Source organism: Pseudomonas sp. BW7P1 (assembly GCF_024981055.1).
GTDB classification, from domain to species: domain Bacteria; phylum Pseudomonadota; class Gammaproteobacteria; order Pseudomonadales; family Pseudomonadaceae; genus Aquipseudomonas; species Aquipseudomonas bananamidigenes.
The window spans coordinates 5,445,421-5,464,402 of record NZ_CP103374.1 but is presented as its reverse complement, the minus strand read 5'-3'; the positions used below and the strand labels follow the sequence as shown (position 1 = coordinate 5,464,402).

General features: G+C 59.5%; 20 protein-coding genes. 10 read left to right on the top strand and 10 right to left on the bottom strand.

Going from position 1 to position 18,982, the window contains the following annotated elements; translation table 11 throughout:
- Positions 1-38: 38 nt before the first annotated feature.
- Complete coding sequence (locus NWV16_RS24640) at positions 39-716, top strand: TetR family transcriptional regulator (protein ID WP_260521099.1); 678 nt, start codon at positions 39-41, stop codon at positions 714-716.
- A 23-nt stretch (positions 717-739) separates the two neighbouring features.
- On the opposite strand, the gene NWV16_RS24635 is transcribed toward NWV16_RS24640, so the two are convergent.
- The 3 genes from NWV16_RS24635 to NWV16_RS24625 form a co-directional block, all read right to left on the bottom strand.
- Positions 740-1,594: a shikimate dehydrogenase gene (locus tag NWV16_RS24635; protein WP_260521098.1), complete on the bottom strand. Its 855-nt coding sequence runs from the start codon at positions 1,592-1,594 to the stop codon at positions 740-742.
- Positions 1,595-1,599: 5 nt separating this feature from the next.
- A complete protein-coding gene (gene aroQ, locus NWV16_RS24630) occupies positions 1,600-2,040 on the bottom strand; it encodes a type II 3-dehydroquinate dehydratase (protein ID WP_260521097.1) in 441 nt (146 codons plus the stop codon).
- A gap of 131 nt (positions 2,041-2,171) precedes the next feature.
- Positions 2,172-3,083 carry a LysR family transcriptional regulator gene (locus NWV16_RS24625; protein ID WP_260521096.1) on the bottom strand — a complete coding sequence of 304 codons (912 nt, stop codon included), beginning with the start codon at positions 3,081-3,083 and terminating at the stop codon, positions 2,172-2,174.
- A gap of 203 nt (positions 3,084-3,286) precedes the next feature.
- Here NWV16_RS24625 and NWV16_RS24620 point away from each other — a divergent pair, with 203 nt between their 5' ends.
- Entirely contained in the window at positions 3,287-3,715 is a 429-nt protein-coding gene (locus tag NWV16_RS24620) for a DUF4160 domain-containing protein (RefSeq protein ID WP_260521095.1), read from the top strand.
- Entirely contained in the window at positions 3,712-4,158 is a 447-nt protein-coding gene (locus NWV16_RS24615) for a DUF2442 domain-containing protein (protein WP_260521094.1), read from the top strand. The genes NWV16_RS24620 and NWV16_RS24615 overlap by 4 nt, the downstream gene beginning before the upstream one ends.
- A 56-nt stretch (positions 4,159-4,214) precedes the next feature.
- Here NWV16_RS24615 and trmA read toward each other — a convergent pair whose 3' ends face one another.
- A complete protein-coding gene (gene trmA / locus NWV16_RS24610; protein ID WP_260521093.1) occupies positions 4,215-5,294 on the bottom strand; it encodes a tRNA (uridine(54)-C5)-methyltransferase TrmA in 1,080 nt (359 codons plus the stop codon).
- A complete protein-coding gene (locus tag NWV16_RS24605; protein WP_065257543.1) occupies positions 5,291-6,586 on the bottom strand; it encodes an NCS2 family permease in 1,296 nt (431 codons plus the stop codon). The genes trmA and NWV16_RS24605 overlap by 4 nt, the downstream gene beginning before the upstream one ends.
- A gap of 220 nt (positions 6,587-6,806) precedes the next feature.
- On the opposite strand from NWV16_RS24605, the gene NWV16_RS24600 reads away from it, so the two are divergent.
- Positions 6,807-7,256 (top strand): YolA family protein, encoded by a 450-nt coding sequence (locus NWV16_RS24600; protein ID WP_260521092.1) that lies wholly within the window; start codon positions 6,807-6,809, stop codon positions 7,254-7,256.
- Positions 7,257-7,306: 50 nt separating this feature from the next.
- Here NWV16_RS24600 and NWV16_RS24595 read toward each other — a convergent pair whose 3' ends face one another.
- Positions 7,307-8,545 carry an MFS transporter gene (locus tag NWV16_RS24595; protein ID WP_260521091.1) on the bottom strand — a complete coding sequence of 413 codons (1,239 nt, stop codon included), beginning with the start codon at positions 8,543-8,545 and terminating at the stop codon, positions 7,307-7,309.
- A 399-nt stretch (positions 8,546-8,944) separates the two neighbouring features.
- On the opposite strand from NWV16_RS24595, the gene NWV16_RS24590 reads away from it, so the two are divergent.
- The 3 genes from NWV16_RS24590 to NWV16_RS24580 are packed head-to-tail and all read left to right on the top strand — an operon-like array spanning position 8,945 to position 11,617.
- Positions 8,945-10,381 (top strand): cytochrome ubiquinol oxidase subunit I, encoded by a 1,437-nt coding sequence (locus NWV16_RS24590; RefSeq protein WP_260521090.1) that lies wholly within the window; start codon positions 8,945-8,947, stop codon positions 10,379-10,381.
- A gap of 3 nt (positions 10,382-10,384) precedes the next feature.
- On the top strand, positions 10,385-11,392 hold the full coding sequence (gene cydB, locus NWV16_RS24585) for a cytochrome d ubiquinol oxidase subunit II (protein ID WP_065257537.1): 1,008 nt from the start codon (positions 10,385-10,387) through the stop codon (positions 11,390-11,392).
- Between the two features lie 57 nt (positions 11,393-11,449).
- Positions 11,450-11,617, top strand: coding sequence for a DUF2474 domain-containing protein (locus NWV16_RS24580; RefSeq protein ID WP_260521089.1), 168 nt, complete (start codon positions 11,450-11,452; stop codon positions 11,615-11,617).
- A gap of 67 nt (positions 11,618-11,684) precedes the next feature.
- Here the strand turns inward: NWV16_RS24580 and NWV16_RS24575 are convergent, their stop codons facing one another.
- Positions 11,685-12,809 carry a methyltransferase gene (locus NWV16_RS24575; RefSeq protein ID WP_260521088.1) on the bottom strand — a complete coding sequence of 375 codons (1,125 nt, stop codon included), beginning with the start codon at positions 12,807-12,809 and terminating at the stop codon, positions 11,685-11,687.
- Between the two features lie 163 nt (positions 12,810-12,972).
- Entirely contained in the window at positions 12,973-13,686 is a 714-nt protein-coding gene (locus tag NWV16_RS24570) for an autoinducer binding domain-containing protein (protein ID WP_260521087.1), read from the bottom strand.
- A gap of 314 nt (positions 13,687-14,000) precedes the next feature.
- Between NWV16_RS24570 and NWV16_RS24565 the strand changes: the two genes are divergently transcribed.
- A complete protein-coding gene (locus NWV16_RS24565; protein ID WP_260521086.1) occupies positions 14,001-14,777 on the top strand; it encodes a ferredoxin--NADP reductase in 777 nt (258 codons plus the stop codon).
- Between the two features lie 33 nt (positions 14,778-14,810).
- Here NWV16_RS24565 and mscL read toward each other — a convergent pair whose 3' ends face one another.
- Positions 14,811-15,224: a large-conductance mechanosensitive channel protein MscL gene (gene mscL / locus NWV16_RS24560; RefSeq protein WP_065257533.1), complete on the bottom strand. Its 414-nt coding sequence runs from the start codon at positions 15,222-15,224 to the stop codon at positions 14,811-14,813.
- Positions 15,225-15,517: 293 nt separating this feature from the next.
- Here mscL and katB point away from each other — a divergent pair, with 293 nt between their 5' ends.
- Positions 15,518-17,032: a catalase KatB gene (katB, locus tag NWV16_RS24555; RefSeq protein WP_409519399.1), complete on the top strand. Its 1,515-nt coding sequence runs from the start codon at positions 15,518-15,520 to the stop codon at positions 17,030-17,032.
- Positions 17,033-17,106: 74 nt separating this feature from the next.
- On the top strand, positions 17,107-18,474 hold the full coding sequence (radA, locus tag NWV16_RS24550) for a DNA repair protein RadA (protein WP_065257531.1): 1,368 nt from the start codon (positions 17,107-17,109) through the stop codon (positions 18,472-18,474).
- Here the strand turns inward: radA and NWV16_RS24545 are convergent, their stop codons facing one another.
- A complete protein-coding gene (locus tag NWV16_RS24545) occupies positions 18,475-18,843 on the bottom strand; it encodes a PilZ domain-containing protein (RefSeq protein ID WP_260521084.1) in 369 nt (122 codons plus the stop codon).
- Positions 18,844-18,982: the final 139 nt, after the last annotated feature.

The following is an 18,982-nucleotide window of genomic DNA, read 5'->3' as shown; positions in this document are numbered from 1 at the left end:
TAATCGCCTGCCTGTGCAGTGATGGCCGTGAGCCCGCAATGACAATGACTTCAGAACTTTCCGCAGCCCCCGTCGTACCAGTGGTAGAGCCGCGCAAGAGTCGCAAGAACAACCCGGAAAAAACCCGCGAGAACATCCTTCAGGAAGCGATCGTCGAGTTCGTGCAGCAAGGTCTGTCCGGTGCTCGTGTCGATGCGATCGCCGAACGTATCCACACCTCCAAGCGCATGATTTATTACTACTTCGGCAGCAAGGAGCAGCTGTACGTCGAGGTGCTGGAGAAGCTCTACGGCGATATTCGCAGCACCGAGAACCGCCTGCATCTGGCCGAACTGCCGCCGGTAGAGGCGATCCGGCGCCTGGTGGAATTCACCTTCGATCATCACGACCGCAATGTCGATTTCGTGCGTATCGTCTGCATCGAAAACATCCACAACGCCGAGTACGTGAAGCGTTCCGATGCGATCAAGGCAATGAACAACACGATTCTGGATTCGCTTGGGGAGATCCTGGCGCGGGGGGCCGCTGAAGGCGTCTTCCGCGCCGGGCTCGATGCGCTGGATGTGCATCTGCTGATCAGTTCGTTCTGCTTCTATCGTGTGTCGAACCGCCACACGTTCGGTGAGATCTTTCAGATCGACCTGCCGGACGAATCCATCAAGCAGCGCCATCGCGAGATGATTTGCGAGTCGGTGCTGCGCTATCTGCAAGCCTGAGCGCTAATGGGGGGCGTTGCCCCCTATCCGTTCATGCTTTGAAAATGTGCCAGCATTCGCTGCGCATCCGGCGCCACGCCACTGAACAGTTCAAACGCCTTCACCGCCTGAAACACTGCCATGCTGCCGCCATCCAGGGTACGACAGCCCAGAGCACGGGCGTTGCGCAGCAATTCGGTTTCCAGCGGGAAATACACGATCTCCGCCACCCACAGGTCCTTGCGCAGCAACGCCGCCGGTACCGGTGTGCCCGGAAGCTTGGCCATGCCCACTGGTGTGGTGTTCACCAGCCCGTCAGCGTGGCTCAGCGTGCTTGCCAGATCATGCCCGGCCAAGGCGCGACCAGTGCCGAAATGCTGATTGAGGTTGTTGACCAGGCTTTCGGCGCGCTCCGCATCCACATCAAAAATGCTCAATTGCTGCACGCCTTCGCTCAACAAGGCGTGAGCCACCGCCGCGCCGGCGCCACCGGCACCCATCTGGACCACACGCTCGCGGGCGACGTCTGGCAGGCCACGACGAAAACCCTCGGCGAAACCCAGGCAATCGGTGTTGTGGCCGACGCGTTGGCCGTCCTTGAGCACCACCGTGTTCACGGCACCGATGCCTCGGGCTTCCGGAGACAATGCATCGAGCAGCGGGATAATGGCCTGCTTGCACGGAAAGGTGATGTTCAGCCCGGTGTAGTTCATGCGCTCGGCGGCCAGCAGCAGATCGGGCAGGGCACGGCTGTCCAGTTGCAGTTGATCGAGGTCGATCAAACGGTACAGGTAACGCAGCCCCTGTTCGTCACCCTCATGTTCATGCAGTGCCGGGGTGCGGGAGGCCTGAATGCCGGCGCCGATCAGCCCGGCGAGTATCACGTTTTTGCGGTTCATGCGGTTCACCCCTTCAACCGCTGGCTGAAATGCTCCAGGGCCAGGCGATAGCCGTGGCTGCCGAAGCCGCACATGACGGCCGTGGCGATGGCCGACACGAACGAGTGATGACGGAACGGCTCGCGTGCGTGGACGTTGGAAAGATGCACTTCGATGACCGGTAATTCACTGGCGACCAGGGTATCGCGGATCGCTACCGAGGTATGTGTCCAGGCCGCCGGGTTGATGATGATGCCGGCGCAGCGTTGGCGGGCGCCGTGAATCCAGTCGAGCAGTTCGCCTTCATGGTTGGTCTGACGAAACTCCACGGCCAGGCCGAATTCTTCGGCGGCGCGCCCGCACAGGGCAGAAATGTCGGCCAGGGTTTCGTGACCGTAGGTCGCCGGTTCACGGGTGCCGAGCAGGTTCAGGTTCGGGCCGTTGAGCACCAGAACGATAGGGGGCATGGGGGAAAACTCCACTTATTGTTGTTGGCTTGGGCCGAGGATTTCGGCTTGTGGAGCTAAATTGTACTAGATGGTTACTTTAATCAATTGCTCGACATCGACAGTCCTGTTTTGTGTGCGGTGATCGGACGTTACTGCGGCAACTGCTCGACCAGAAAATCGATGAACGCCCGGACGCGCAGCGGCATATGGCGGTTTTGGGGATACAGCAACGTGAACGGTCGCGAACGTCCGCTGTAGGGTTTGAGCACTTCCACCAGCGAACCGTCGGCCAGTTCTTTCTCGACGATGAAGCGATAAGTCTGGAACAGACCGGCGCCGTGTCTGGCCAGGGTCACGCCACCGAGCACGTCATCGGAGCAACAGAAATTTCCCTCGGCGAGGATTTCCCGTGGCGCGTCTTCGTCATAGAACAGCCAGGTGATCCGCCGCCCGTTGCTGGGCAATTCATACTGAATGCACTCGTGCTGCCCGAGGTCTTCGAGGGTCTGCGGCATGCCGGCGCGTTTGAGGTAGTCGGGACTGGCAACCACCGCCAACGCTGCGTCTTCCAGATGCCGGGCGATCAGACCCGAATCGGGAATCGCCCGCACGCGGATCGCCATGTCGTAACCCTCACCGACGAAGTCGATGTTGCGGTTACTGATGTGCATGTCGACCTTCACTTGCGGAAAACGCGCATGAAAGGCCGGCAACATCGGCAGGATCCGATGGTGGGCATAGGTCGTGGGAATACTGATGCGCAGGGTGCCGGACGGTTCCTGCTGCCGGCCCATGACCTCCCGTTGCGCCTCCACCAATTGAGCCAATGCCTGACGGCATTCTTCGTAGTAGCGCCGGCCACTGTCGGTCAATTTCACGCTGCGGGTGGTTCGCGCGAACAATCGCACCCCCAGGCGTTCCTCCATGCGCGACACCGAGCGGCTGACCGCGGCAGGCGTCACCGAAGCCGCCTGCGCTGCAGCGGTGAAACTGCCGCACTCGGCCGCCAGACAAAACAACTCGATGCTGCCCAGCTGAAGATCGTCGAAGTGTCGCTGCATGATTGATTACACCGGGGAATGAGTCTTCGTGTGTAGCAAATGCGCGGACATTGCGAAAGAACTGCTTACCATTTTTCCCGTGGCTTGAGCCGTGCCCGCACTAGGCTCGAAAGGTAGCGACCACCGCAAGCGTCGGCGCCGGCAATCGGATTTGCCAGGGAATGGCAAATGTTGAAACTCTTGAACCTAACGGATGGGTTAGCATGAAGGTATGCAGTTACAAAGGGCTGTCTGTGGTGATCATGTTGCGTGATGAACATTGTCCGCCCCATGCGCACGTAGATTCAGGTGCATGGAGTGCCCGCTTCAAATTCAGCTTCTGGCACAACGGCGTGGAGCTGTGGGATGTGGTGCCCCTGTCGCGTCGGCCACCGATTGTAGTGCTTGAGGGGCTTCGTCAGTCGCTGCGCGAAACGGATCATCTGCGGCGGGCCCGTCGAATCTGGTGGACCCGTCTGCAGACCGCCTGTCTCGATCACCAATGGTGGGACGGGGACTCGAACGAAGTGGCCGTCATGCGCGAAGTCACCGGTGCGACTTTCAGAATCGGATCGGCGTATTACGAACCGGAAGAAAACAAAACCCTGCTGGCCCTGGTCGGTGCTCGGGAAGGTGTGGAGATCGAACTATGAAAACAGTAAAAGCCGGTTTGCATGCTGATCGACCGGTCACGGAAAAACGTCTCGATGAAGCTGTCGATCGCGGAGGGCTGCGTCGTCGCAGCAGCTTGCAAGCCGTAGCGGTAACGTTTCAGAAACCATGCATTGCGATCCACTTCGAAGACGGCAGTGGCTTACTGTTGCCTGTGAGTCTTTATACCGAGTTCGATGACTTCGAACCGGATGACTTTGCACAGCTGAAAATCGGTTTTGCCGGTACCGCCCTTTGTCATGAAGGCAAGGATCTGCAGATATCCATCGCCGGCATGATCTCGGCCAGTCAGCCCTTGATGTCGATGGCTGCATCGGTGATCGCCTCACGCAACGGACGTCAGAGCAGCACTGCGAAGGCTGAAGCGGCACGGGCCAACGGCAGGAAGGGCGGGCGCCCGCGCAAGATCGATCCCGTGCCGTGAGCAGGTACAAAAAAGCCGTCGGTCAGGACGGCTTTCTTGTTTCTGGCACCTGCAGATCAACGCCGGGTCAGCAGCACACCGGACTCCATGTGGTGAGTCCACGGGAACTGGTCGAACAGCGCACAGCGGGTGATGCGGTGGGTGTCGTGCAGTTGCGCGATGTTGGCCGCCAGCGTCTCCGGGTTGCAGGAGATGTACAGGATGTTATCGAAGCGACGGGTCAGTTCGCAGGTGTCCGGGTCCATGCCGGCCCGTGGCGGGTCGACGAACACGCTGCCGAACTCGTAGCTCTTCAGATCGATACCGTGCAGGCGACGGAACGGCCGCACTTCGTTCAGGGCTTCGGTCAGCTCTTCGGCGGACAGGCGCACCAGGGCGACGTTATCCACAGCGTTTTCGGCCAGATTGCTTAACGCAGCGTTGACCGAAGTCTTGCTGATTTCCGTGGCCAGCACTTTGCGCACCCGCGTCGCCAGCGGCAGGGTGAAGTTGCCGTTGCCGCAGTACAACTCCAGCAGATCGTCGCTGCGATCGCCCAAGGCTTCGTATGCCCAGTTGAGCATCTTCTGGTTCACGGTACCGTTGGGCTGAGTGAACGCGCCTTCCGGCTGGCGATAGCTGAAGGTGCGTCCGCCGACTTCCAGTTTCTCGACCACATAATCGAGGCCGAGCACTTCGCGCTTACCCTTGGAGCGACCGATGATGCTGACGCCCAGGTCCGCCGCCAGTTGGGTGGCCGCCGCGTGCCAGTGCTCGTCCAGCGGACGGTGATAGCACAGGGTGATCATCGCGTCGCCGGCCAGGGTGGTCAGAAACTCCACCTGGAACAGCTTGTGGCTCAGCGCCGCACTGGCCTGCCAGGCTGCTTTCAATTGCGGCATCAACTGATTGATACGCAGGCTGGCGATCGGGAATTCCTCGATCAGGATCGGCGTGCGCTTGTCGTCCTGGGAGAACATCGCGTAATGCCGTTCACCGGCCTCGCGCCACAGGCGGAACTCGGCGCGCAGGCGGAAGTTCTGCAGCGGCGAGTCGAACACCGCCGGTTCCGGTGCATCGAACGGGGCCAGCAGGTCACGCAGGCGCGTTACCTTGTCTTCAAGTTGTGCGGCGTAGGCCTGGGAATCAAAAGTCATGCGTTGAACCAACCCAGCTTGATCACGAACAGAATCGACAGGATTACCAGCGCCGGGTTCAGCTCACGGGCGCGGCCGGACAGCAGTTTGATTGCAGTCCAGGCGATGAAACCAAAGGCGATGCCGTTGGCGATGGAATAGGTGAAAGGCATTGCCAGGGCGGTGACCACGACCGGCGCGGCAACGGTGATGTCTTCCCAGTCTATTTCCGCCAGGCCCGACGTCATCAGCACGGCGACGAACAGCAGCGCCGGCGCGGTGGCGAAGGCCGGTACGCTGGCGGCCAGCGGCGAGAAGAACAGCGCCAGCAGGAACAGGATCGCCACGACGATCGCGGTCAGGCCGGTACGGCCCCCGGCGCTTACGCCGGCGGCGGATTCGATGTAGCTGGTGGTGGTCGAGGTGCCCAGCAGCGAGCCGGCCATCGCAGCGGTACTGTCGGCGATCAGCGCACGGCCCATCTTCGGCATGTGGCCGTCCTTGCCCATCAGGCCGGCACGCTTGGCGACGCCGATCAGGGTGCCGGAATTGTCGAACAGATCGACGAACAGGAAAGCGAAAATCACGCTGACCAGGCCGATGTCCAGTGCGCCCTTGATGTCCAGTTGCAGGAAGGTCGGGGCCAGCGAAGGTGGCATCGAGGTCACGCCGCCGAACGGGGTGAAGCCCATCACGATCGAAACGATGGTCACGGCGAGAATGCCGATCAGTACCGCGCCGCGCACTTTCAGGGCTTCAAGGGCTACGATCAGCGCGAAGCCGAGGGTGGCGAGAATCGGTGCCGGTTGTTTCAGGTCACCGAGGCCGACCATGGTGGCCGGGTTGCCGACCACGATACCGGCGTTGTGCAGGGCGATCAGCGCCAGGAACAGGCCGATACCGGCGGCAATCGCCGAACGCAGCGGCAGCGGGATGCTGTTGATGATCCACTCACGGATGCGGAAGATCGACAGCAGGAAGAAACACACGGCCGAGATGAACACGGCACCCAGCGCCACTTGCCAGGTGTGGCCCATGTGCAGCACGACGGTGTAAGTGAAGAAGGCGTTCAGACCCATGCCCGGCGCGAGGGCGATCGGGTAGTTGGCGATCAGGCCCATGACCGTGGAGCCGATGGCGGCCGCCAGACACGTGGCGACGAACACCGCGCCCTTGTCCATGCCGGTCTCGCCGAGGATGCTCGGGTTGACGAACAGAATGTAGGCCATGGCCAGGAAGGTCGTGACGCCCGCCAGAATCTCGGTCCGCACGTTGGTGTTGTGTGCCTTGAGTTGAAACAGCCTTTCCAGCATGTCTGCTCCCCGTGGCGCGCGTGGCGCCGTGAATGTATCGACCTCAACAGCAAAGCACAGACCGTACCAGGCGTCTGGGAAATTGTGGTGGGCCGGAAAAAGCCGCGCATCATACCAGCAGCGTGAGGAATATGGCGGATGTTGGCGTCGATCGTCGGCGAAGTTTTGCACCACGACCAAGTGCGCCATACTGCGCGCTGTTTTTTCGGGGATGGATGGCATGAACAAGGGTTGGATGAAGGCCTGCGGGCTGATCGCACTGCTGATGAGCACAACAAGCGCTGCACTTGCCGCCTCGGCACCGCCGCTGAGCGAAGTGAAAGTCATCAAGGTGCAGTCATCGTCCTGCGGTCTCGAGGACATTACCGATGGTCAGGTGCAGACCCGTTGCGATCACGGCGGCCCGGGCATCAAGGTCTACGTGCTGGAAATCGGCTATGGCCAGAGCCAGCCTCGGGCGGCACTGGACGGGTTTGAAGTGAACGGTACGCGAAGCCCGGTGTGCGCCTTCGATAACGGCAACCTGACCGAGTGCACGCCCGGCAGCAAAACCGTCGGCTCTCTGTATACCTTCGATCTGGCAGGTCGCCAGGAGGGCACGTTCACGTTCAGCAACACGTCGATCAACGCCCCGCGCAATACATTGTCGACGCAGCTTTACATCAAATAACGAAAGAGGCCGGCGGGCTTGTGCCTGACATCCTGTCTGTGCAGGCGACGTCAGGCCTTCACCTCGTCCATCGGCACATGCATCCGGTCGCGACTGGCCAGGGTCGGGAACAGTTTGATCCAGGTCCCGGTCACCACCAGCGTGCCGATGCCACCCATCACTACCGCCGGCACGGTGCCGAACCAGTGGGCGGTGAGGCCGGATTCGAACTCGCCCAACTGGTTCGACGCACCGATGAACAGGCCGTTCACCGCGCTGACCCGGCCGCGCATTTCGTCCGGGGTTTCCAGTTGCACGAACGAGGCGCGGATCACCATGCTGATCATGTCCGCCGCGCCGAGCACCACCAGCACCGCCAATGAGAACCAGAACGACGTCGACAGGCCGAAGGCGATGGTGGCGACGCCGAATACGCCGACGGCGGTGAACATCACCCGACCTACATTGCGCTCGACGGCGAAGCGTGCCAGGAACAGCGACATCATCAACGCGCCCACCGCCGGCGCCGAACGCAGCAAACCCAGCCCCCACGGTCCGGTCAACAGAATGTCCTTGGCGAACACCGGCAACAGTGCGGTAGCCCCGCCGAGCAGTACGGCGAACAGATCCAGTGAAATCGCCCCGAGGATGTCCGGGCGGCTACGGATGAAGCGAATTCCCGCCAGCAGTGAGTCCAGGGTCGCCTTGCCCTTGTTCAGCGGAGTCTGTCGGGCAGGCAGGTTGAGCATCAGCGTGCAGGCAATCACATAAAGCACCACGGTCGGGCCATACACCCAGACGCTGCCGAAGGCATAAAGCAGACCGCCAAGCGCCGGGGCGACGATGGTTGCCGATTGCTGTGCTGACTGCGCGGCGGCGACTGCCCGTGGGAAGAGGGCGCCGGGCACAATACTTGGGAGCAATGCCTGAGTGGTCGGCATCTCGAACGAGCGCGCGGCGCCGAGCAGGAACGCCAGGATAAAAATCATTTCCCGGGTGACATGATCGGTGGCGCTGCCAATGGCCAGAGACAGCGCGATCAATGCCTGCAGCGACTGGCAGATTGCAGCGACCTTGCGTCGATCGTAGCGGTCGGCGACATGCCCGGTGTGCAGCATGAACAGCACCCGCGGCGCGAATTCCACCAGCCCGACCAGGCCCAGGTCGAGCACGTTGCCAGTCAGTTGATAGAGGTTCCAGCCAATCGCCACGGTGAGCATCTGAAAACCGCTGGCGGTGAAGATCCGGGCCAGCCAGAACGCGAGAAATGGACGGTGGTGACGTAACAGCAAGGGCTCTTGGCTGGGCATCTGCGGGCCGGTCTTGATCGAGGGGAACCGCGAGATTATCACCAGTCTGTAACAGGGAGTTGCCATGATGAAAAATTTAGTTAGCCAGACATCGAATTTCCGCCGTCAGGACATCGAACCGGCCAGGGATGTATTTCAGAGCGTTGCCGGGACTGTGAGGCAACTTGTCACGCGGCAATAGACCACGCGGTTTCTCGTCGGAAATGGGACTACTCTTTCTACGTTGATTGATCCAGATCAAGACCCTTCGCGGAACTGATCCGTGACCCGTCGGCAGACTCCCTGCGTCGCGATGCCTGTAAAAAGAAGAACGAATCCGAGTTCGCCGCACTCCATACCCGTGGGGGCAGTGGTTCAAGGTCGCCAGCCCTGGAACCGTTATCTGACAGAGGAAAGCTTATGTTCGGTTTAGAGGCACTCGATCTCGCCCGAATCCAGTTTGCGTTCACCATCTCGTTCCACATCCTGTTTCCGGCGATCACCATCGGTCTTGCGAGCTATCTTGCGGTGCTGGAAGGTCTGTGGCTGAAAACCGGCAACGACACGTACCGCGATCTCTACCATTTCTGGTCGAAGATCTTTGCCGTCAACTTCGGCATGGGCGTGGTCTCGGGGCTGGTCATGGCCTATCAGTTCGGCACCAACTGGAGCCGTTTCTCGGATTTTGCCGGTTCAGTCACCGGGCCTTTGCTGACCTATGAGGTGCTCACGGCGTTCTTCCTCGAAGCCGGTTTCCTCGGGGTGATGCTGTTCGGCTGGAACAAGGTCGGGCGCAAGCTGCACTTCTTTTCCACGGTCATGGTGGCCATCGGTACATTGATCTCGACGTTCTGGATCCTGGCGTCCAACAGCTGGATGCAGACACCGCAGGGGTTCGAGATCGTCAACGGCCAGGTGATCCCGACCGACTGGCTGGCCATTGTCTTCAACCCGTCATTCCCTTATCGCCTGATGCACATGGCGACTGCCGCGTTCGTCGCGACGGCGTTCTTCGTCGGCTCGTCGGCGGCGTGGCACCTGCTGCGCGGCAAGGACAACCCGGCCATTCGCACCATGCTGTCGATGGCGATGTGGATGGCGTTGGTCGTTGCACCGATCCAGGCAGTGATCGGTGATTTCCACGGCCTCAACACCCTCGAACACCAACCGGCGAAAATCGCTGCAATCGAAGGCCACTGGGAAAACGTCGGCAATGAAGCGACGCCGCTGATCCTGTTCGGCTGGCCTGACATGAAGGAAGAGAAAACCAGATATGCCGTGGAGATCCCGTATCTCGGCAGCCTGATCCTGACCCACTCGCTGGACAAACAGGTACCGGCGCTCAAGGAGTTCCCACCTGAGGACCGGCCGAATTCGACCATCGTGTTCTGGTCGTTCCGGATCATGGTCGGCCTCGGTTTCCTGATGATCTTCACCGGACTCTGGAGCCTGTGGCTGCGCAAGCGCGACACGCTCTACACCTCGCGGCCGTTCCTGTACCTGGCGTTGTGGATGGGGCCGTCCGGGCTGATCGCGATCCTGGCCGGCTGGTTCACCACCGAAATCGGCCGTCAGCCCTGGGTGGTCTACGGGCTGATGCGTACGGCGGATGCGTCGTCCAACCACAGTTTCATGCAGATGAGCATCACGCTGATCATGTTCGTGGTGGTGTATTTCGCGCTGTTCGGTGCGGGACTGGGCTACATGATGCGTCTGGTGCGCAAAGGGCCGAAGACCGACGAAGGCAAGGAAACCAACGACGGAGGTCCCGGCCAGAAACGTACACCGGCCCGTCCGTTGTCTGCTGCCGATGACGAAGGCGCCGAACACGACCGCACCCTGACCAAGGAGATTTGAACCATGGGTATTGATCTTCCGCTGATCTGGGCCGTGATCATCATCTTCGGCATCATGATGTACGTGGTCATGGACGGCTTCGACCTGGGGATCGGGATTCTCTTCCCCTTCATCCCCGGCAAGACGGATCGCGACGTCATGATGAACACCGTGGCCCCGGTGTGGGACGGCAATGAAACCTGGCTGGTACTGGGCGGCGCGGCATTGTTCGGCGCGTTCCCGCTGGCCTATTCGGTGGTGCTGTCGGCGTTGTACCTGCCGTTGATCTTCATGCTGATCGGGCTGATTTTCCGTGGCGTGGCGTTCGAGTTCCGCTTCAAGGCCAAAGACGCCAAGCGTCACCTGTGGGACAAGGCGTTCATCGGTGGCTCGGTGGCGGCGACATTCTTCCAGGGGGTGGCGCTGGGTGCGTTCATTGACGGGCTGCCGGTGGTCAACCGGCAATACGCGGGCGGTTCACTGGACTGGCTGACACCGTTCACGGTGTTTTGCGGCGCCGCGCTGGTGGTGGCTTACGCCTTGCTCGGTTGCACCTGGCTGATCATGAAGACCGAAGGCAAGCTGCAGGAGCAGATGCATGATCTGGCGCGTCCGCTGGCCTTCGTGTTGCTGGCGGTGATCGGTGTCGTCAGCCTGTGGACACCGCTGGCCCATCCGGAAATCGCGACACGCTGGTTCAGCATGCCGAATCTGTTCTGGTTCATGCCGGTACCGATTCTGGTGCTGGTAACGATGTACGGTCTGATCCGCGCGGTGGCACGCAATGCCAATTACATGCCGTTCCTGCTGACCCTGGTGCTGATCTTCCTCGGCTACAGCGGCCTGGGCATCAGCCTGTGGCCGAATATCGTGCCCCCGTCGATCTCGATCTGGGACGCCGCCGCACCGCCGCAGAGCCAGGGTTTCATGCTGGTCGGTACGCTGTTCATCATTCCGTTCATCCTGGGGTACACCTTCTGGAGCTACTACGTGTTCCGCGGCAAGGTCACCCACGAGGACGGCTATCACTAGGGACGATCAGGATGGCGCCAGCTGCGGCGCCATCTCCCTCAACCGGAGGATGAAATCATGACCGGCAAACATTCCCTGCATGACATTGACGAAGCCGAAAAAAAGCCGCTGTGGCAGCGGCTCGGCTGGCTGGCGATGATCTGGATCGGCAGTGTCGGCGCGCTGTTCATTGTCGCCAGCCTGATGCGCCTGTTCATGAACGCCGCGGGCTTGACCACGCACTGAAACTTCCCACCCCGTCGCCATGCGGCACGGATTTCTGACCCTCCGAGCGGAGGGTTTTTTGTCCGGATTATTTGCGCGCCTTGAGGATGACAAATTTCGGTGTGGCCGCGACCTGCTCGACACCCCGGAACAGGCGCGCCAGTTTGCTGTGATAACCCAGGTGCCGGTTGCCGACGATGTACAGCGCACCGCCCACCACCAGTGCTTCGCGGGCTTGCTGAAACATGCGCCAGGCGAGGAAGTCCCCGACCACCTGTTGTTGATGGAACGGCGGATTGCACAGCACGACGTCCAGGGATTGCGCTTCCTGTCCGGCCAGGCCATCGCCGGCGCGCACGATGACTTCTCGTTCACCCAATGCTGCGCGCCAGTTCTGCGCGGCTGATTGCACCGCCATGAACGATTCGTCCACCAGCGTGTAATGCGCATCGGGGTTTTGCAGGGCACTGGCGATGGCCAGCACGCCGTTGCCGCAACCGAGGTCGGCGACTCGCGCCGCGCCGAGGCTTGTTGGCAAGTGCGGGAGGAAGGCACGGGTGCCGATGTCCAGCCCTTCACGGCAGAACACGTTGGCGTGATTGAGCAGTTCGATGGCCGGTTGTTCGAGGCGATAACGGCTGGGGTAGGGCGAAAGCGCGGGAGTCTTGGCTTCGGGAGTGGAAATCAGCAATCGGGCCTTTTTCACCGCCAGTGACGCCTGAACCGGTCCGATGTAACGCTCCAGCAGATCACCGGCAGCGCGGGGCAGGTGTTTGATCATGGCGGCGGCCACCACTTGTGCGCCAGGTGCCAATTGCCCTTGCAGACGAATCAGTTGTTCTTCCAGCAGCGCCAGGGTTTTCGGAACACGGATCAGCACCCGGTCGAACGGCCCGACCAGCGGTTCGCTGGCCGGCGTGCCGCGCAGTGCATCGAATGTGTGGCCGTTGCGCAGCAAGTTTTTTTCCAGGCCTTGAAACGCCAGAAAGGAATCGCCGCTGGTGCTGACCTGCACTTTGCCCAAAAGGCTGATGGCCAGCGCGCCGAAACTGTCATTGAGTACCAGAACCCGTGTCTCGACCGGCAGATTCTGTTCCGCCAGATGATTGAGCAGGTATTCGTCAGCCGCATCGAAGGCTTGCAGCGGTTCGTTCTGCTGTTCGGGCTGGCGGATCAGATCGAGTTGGGCGAAGGGCGTATCGAGCAAAGGCATGGTGCAGGGACTCTGGGTAATCGTCGGGTGTCCCGCGGCCCAGGGTAGCGTGCGGCGGAACCGTCCGAGTGGACAGCGGCGCGAGGTTTCGCGTCATCACTCAGGAAGGTCGCAAATGGTACTTTTTTTTCGAAGGCAGCAGTTGTTTGTTTTAAGGGGGCGACTAGATGATCCCGGCCTTGGCGGCGGCGATGACCGCGGAGATCTTGTTGCAGACGTTCATTTTCACAATCACGTTCTGCACGTGATAGTTCACCGTGCGTTCGCTCAGGCTGAGGATTCTGGCGGTTTCATAGGCGGTCTTTCCGGAGGCACAGAGCTTGAGTACTTCGATCTCCCGTGTGGAGAGGCGAGGCGGTCGAACCCTCTCGGGGCGTGAAGGAAGCGTGCGGGCGAAGAGTTCACTCAGATGGCTGGTGACATAGAACATGTAGCCAAAATGCTCGTACAGTTCGATCGAAGTGATGGGGCAGTGGGGGCGGGCCAGACTGAGAATGCTGCACAGACCGCTGTCCTCATGATGAAAGGATTGCGACCAGCCGTGCTCCAGTCCCTGTTCTTTCAACGCCTCCCACAATTGAGGTGTTTTTGAGAACAGTTCTTCGCTCCATGTAATGGGCAGCATTGAGCGAAAGCAATGGTCTACAACCGGATCAAACTCCCAGTGTCTCTCTTCTTCATACTGCTGATTCCAGAGCTGGGGATAGTTATTGATACGCAAGGGCTTCGGCAATATGTTCCGGTCAGGGGAGGCGATTGAAATCCCGCAAAACCGGAAACCGAGGTTATTGGCAAACGTCAGCAGAATCGGGTAAGCAGTTTCCACTCTGGTTGTGAAAGTCAGCTGCTTTATTTGCGACTCCTTCCAGATCTCCATTTGAAATTTCTCCGAAAGTTTTCACTGGGGTGCAATCTTGGATCCAAGTGGAATGCACGGAAAAGAGTGTAGGATATTTCCTATACCGACGTTTGGAATTTTTTGCTCTTAAGACAGGAGGTAATTAATCGTTTGTGATTAGCGATATTTGACTATTGGATTGACTGCATCATTTAATAGTCGTGATATGTCATTTCGCTAGTATTCGATGCATAACTTTCTCATCAAGAAACTTGGGTTAATTCACTACAAATCGTAGGTTTTTTATTGAGCGTCAGTGCGTGACACTATGGCTATTGCCCAGGGAGTTACCGATGACCGCCAGCGCAGAAAAATTCAGTCGCCAGACCCTGCTTGATGTGCGCCCGTTGACGCCGAGCCTGTTCACTTTGCGAACCACCCGCGATGCCGGCTTTCGCTTTCGCGCCGGTCAGTTTGCCAGGCTCGGCGTGACCAGGGATGACGGCAGTACGGTGTGGCGGGCCTATTCCATGGTGTCTTCGCCATTCGACGAATTCCTCGAGTTCTTTTCCATCGTGGTGCCAGGCGGGGAATTCACCAGTGAACTGAGCCGGCTCAGGGTGGGCGATACCTTGCTGGTGGATCGTCAGGCCTTTGGCTATCTGACGCTGGATCGTTTCGTCGATGGCCGGGACCTCTGGCTGTTATCCACAGGCACCGGCGTGGCACCGTTTCTATCGATCCTGCAAGACTTCGAGGTCTGGGAACGATTCGACCGAATCATCCTCGTCTATAGCGTTCGGGAGGCGAGGGAGCTGGCTTATCAACAGCTGATCGCCGAACTGATGCAACGGGATTATCTGACCGAATACGCGCACAAGTTCCAGTTCATTCCGGTCGTGACGCGCGAGCCACATGCCGGTGCCCTGAACGGGCGCATTACCACCCTTATCGAAAACGGGAAGCTGGAGCAGGCAGCGGGTGTGGCGCTGGATCCAGCCCATTCGCGGGTCATGCTTTGCGGCAATCCACAGATGATCGACGACACACGGGCCCTGCTCAAGCAAAGGGGCATGAGCCTCAGCCTGACGCGGCGGCCAGGTCAGGTGGCGGTGGAAAACTACTGGTGAAAAAACGGCGCCCTCAGGCGCCGTTCATGGATTTCAGGGCCGGTTGTTCTGGGCCTTGAGCAAGTCGCGGATCTCGCCCAGCAACTCTTCTTCCTTGGTCGGAACCGGTGGCAGCGTCGGAGCCACGGCTTCTTCGCGCTTCAGGCGGTTGATGGCTTTCACGCCCATGAAGATCGCAAAGGCAACGATCACGAAGTCCAGGACGCTCTGGATGAATTTGCCGTAAGCCAGCACCACCGCAGGGGTCGTGCCTTCGGCTGCCTTGAGGGTGATGGCCAGATCACTGAAGTCCACCCCGCCGATCAACAGGCCGATTGGCGGCATGATGACGTCACCGACAAACGACGAAACAATTTTGCCGAAGGCTGCACCGATGATGATACCGACGGCCATGTCGACCACATTGCCTTTGACCGCGAAGGCCTTGAACTCGCTGAGCACGCCCATAGTTATTTCCTTGTTACAGATGAGTTTGGTGTACGCAGTGTAAATCAGCAAAACGCGTCCTGCGCGAAACACCTTCTTACAATGCTCGCTTTTATCGACACATCAATTCGCGATTAGTTTGCAAAGTGCCACTAATCGCGCGCGAATTAATCCGTAAGCCTCTGATGGTAAAGCTGTTTTTCTCAATCGCAGGGGTGTGGATTTTCTATTTATCTTCGCTGTCGTGACTCTCTAGCCTCTGGTTGGCGCACCTGGATGCGCCTCAAACAACAGAGGAATCTGAAATGAACTCCATGCCTGGTCGCCGCAGCGTCGGCGTATTAGCCGCCAGCCTGCTGACGCTTTCCGTGAACGCTGCCCCCCTGACCCGGGATAACGGAGCAGTGGTCGGTGACAACCAGAACTCGCAGACTGCCGGGCCCAATGGCCCGGTGCTGCTACAGGACGTGCAGCTGATTCAGAAGCTGCAGCGCTTCGACCGCGAGCGCATTCCCGAACGCGTCGTCCATGCCCGTGGCACCGGTGCTCACGGCACATTCACCGTGACCAATGACCTGAGCGATCTGAGCAAGGCCAAGGTCTTCGCCGCGGGTCAGGTCACGCCGGTGTTCGTGCGTTTCTCCTCGGTGGTACACGGCAACCACTCTCCGGAAACGCTGCGTGATCCACGGGGCTTCGCCATCAAGTTTTACACCGCTGACGGCAACTGGGACCTGGTAGGCAACAACTTCCCGACGTTCTTTATCCGCGACGCGATCAAGTTCCCGGACATGGTGCATGCGTTCAAACCCGATCCACGTACCAACCTGGATGATGATTCCCGTCGTTTTGACTTCTTCTCTCACGTTCCGGAAGCCACCCGTACGTTGACCGAGCTGTATTCCAACTCCGGGACGCCAGCCAGTTACCGGGAGATGGATGGCAATAGTGTGCACGCCTATAAGTTGGTCAATGACAAAGGCGATGTTCATTACGTAAAGTTTCACTGGAAAAGTTTGCAAGGGATCAAAAATCTCGATCCGCAGCAAGTCGTAAAAGTTCAGGGTCAAGACTACAGTCATATGACGCATGATCTGGTGAGTCATATAAACAAAGGAAACTTTCCAAAGTGGGACTTGTACATTCAAGTACTGAAGCCACAAGATTTGTCCAAGTTTGATTTCGATCCACTGGATGCAACCAAGATCTGGCCAGGTATTCCGGAGCGAAAAGTTGGACAAATGGTGTTGAACCGAAATCCCGCGAATGTGTTCCAGGAAACTGAACAAGTGGCCATGGCACCTTCGAATGTTGTACCGGGAATCGAGCCATCTGAAGACCGTTTGTTGCAAGGTCGTATATTCGCTTATGCCGACACCCAGATGTATCGCCTGGGTGCCAATGCCCTGCAGTTACCCGTCAATGCGGCAAAAGTGGCGATAAACAATGGCAATCAGGATGGCGCGATGAATACCGGGGCGAGTCATTCGGGTGTCAACTATCAACCTAGCCGTCTGCAGCCCCGTGAAGAGACGCAAGGTGCACGCTATAGCCAGACGCCTCTGCAGGGCAGCACGCAACAAGCGAAGATTCAGCGCGAGCAGAACTTCAGGCAGGCCGGCGATCTGTATCGCTCGTTCAGCAAGAAGGAGCGTCAGGATCTGATCGAGAGCTTTGGCGGGTCCCTGGCGAGCGCCGATGACGAAAGCAAGCACATCATGCTGTCTTTCCTCTATAAGGCTGATCCGGAGTACGGCACCGGGGTGACCAAAGTCGCCAAGGGTGATCTGGATCGGGTCAAGGCTCTGGCGGCCGCACTGGTCGACTGACATCCCTCCATTCAATCCCCCGGCGCCGATTGATGAAGGCTGCGTTATCATCGCGGTTTTTGCCGGGGGTTCAGATGGCCAAGGCCAAGCGCATGTACGGCTGCACCGAGTGCGGCGCAACCTTTCCCAAGTGGGCCGGGCAATGCAGCGAATGCGGCGCCTGGAACACCCTGACCGAAACCATGATCGAGAGCGGCGCTGCCGCCGCACCGAGCGGGCGCACCGGCTGGGCCGGGCAGCAGGCGCAGATCAAGACCCTGGCCGAAGTCAGCATTGAAGAGATTCCGCGTTTTTCCACAGCCTCCGGCGAACTGGACCGGGTACTCGGTGGTGGTCTGGTGGACGGCTCGGTGGTGCTGATCGGCGGCGATCCAGGTATCGGCAAGTCGACGATTCTGTTGCAGACCCTGTGCAATCTAGCCAAAGGCATGCCTGCGTTATACGTCACCGGTGAGGAGTCCCAGCAGCAAGTCGCCATGCGCGCACGCCGTCTGGGCTTGCCGCAGGACCAATTGCGGGTCATGACCGAAACCTGCATCGAAAGCATCATCGCCACCGCCCGCCAGGAAAAGCCCAAGGTGATGGTGATCGATTCCATCCAGACAATCTTCACCGAACAACTGCAATCGGCACCGGGCGGCGTGTCTCAGGTACGCGAAAGTGCGGCATTGCTGGTGCGCTACGCCAAGCAGAGCGGCACGGCGATCTTCCTGGTCGGCCACGTGACCAAGGAAGGCGCGCTGGCCGGCCCTCGTGTGCTGGAACACATGGTCGATACCGTTCTTTATTTCGAAGGCGAACCCGATGGTCGCTTGCGCCTGCTGAGAGCGGTGAAGAACCGTTTTGGCGCCGTCAACGAACTGGGCGTGTTCGGCATGACCGACAAGGGGCTGAAAGAAGTCTCCAACCCCTCGGCGATTTTTCTCTCTCGCGCTCAGGAAGAAGTCCCGGGCAGTGTGGTGATGGCAACGTGGGAAGGGACCCGGCCGATGCTGGTGGAAGTCCAGGCTCTGGTGGATGACAGCCATCTGGCGAATCCGCGTCGGGTCACCCTCGGACTGGATCAGAACCGCCTGGCGATGTTGCTGGCGGTACTGCATCGCCATGGCGGCATTCCCACCCACGACCAGGACGTGTTCCTCAATGTGGTGGGTGGGGTGAAGGTGCTGGAAACGGCATCCGACCTGGCATTGATGGCCGCAGTCATGTCGAGCCTGCGCAACCGCCCGCTGCCTCATGATTTGCTGGTGTTCGGTGAAGTCGGCCTGTCGGGCGAGGTACGTCCGGTGCCGAGCGGTCAGGAGCGTTTGAAGGAAGCCGCCAAGCACGGTTTCAAGCGCGCGATCGTGCCCAAGGGCAACGCGCCGAAGGAAGCGCCGGCAGGGCTGCAGATCATTGCGGTGACGCGTCTGGAGCAGGCGCTGGATTCACTTTTCGAGTGATCAGAGTTCCATCAATGCCCCAAGCTCCCGTTCCAGCTCGGCCTCGTCCCCGAGGTTGAGCTCGATCAGACGGCGCAGGCGCTGGATCGATTCCAGACTGATGTACCGGCACTGGAAGCCCAACTGGGCATGATCGTCATGTGCCAGTTGCACATCCATCTGGATATCGGTGTCGTCGCTCAGGTGGATATCGACGTTGAAATCCTGTGTATCGTCTCCCAGCCACGGCTCCGGCCGCTCGATCAGCAGCCCCTTGAGCGACAGGTCGATCAGCTTCACCGGCCAGATGTATTCGCCCTGGCTCAATTCGGTTCTGGCATTGAACGCGATACGTTTGAAGCGGCGACGCTCGGACGGGTGCTCGCTCATGGCGCGATCCTCTTGACGGTACGCTGACTATAGACCCGCCATGCCGGACGCTGCCAGTCGGGCAGGGCGTCAGACCAATGTCGGGGTATGGTCTTTGCTGCCAGTAGCGCTAAACTCGGGGTGGCTGTCTTTCTTGTCC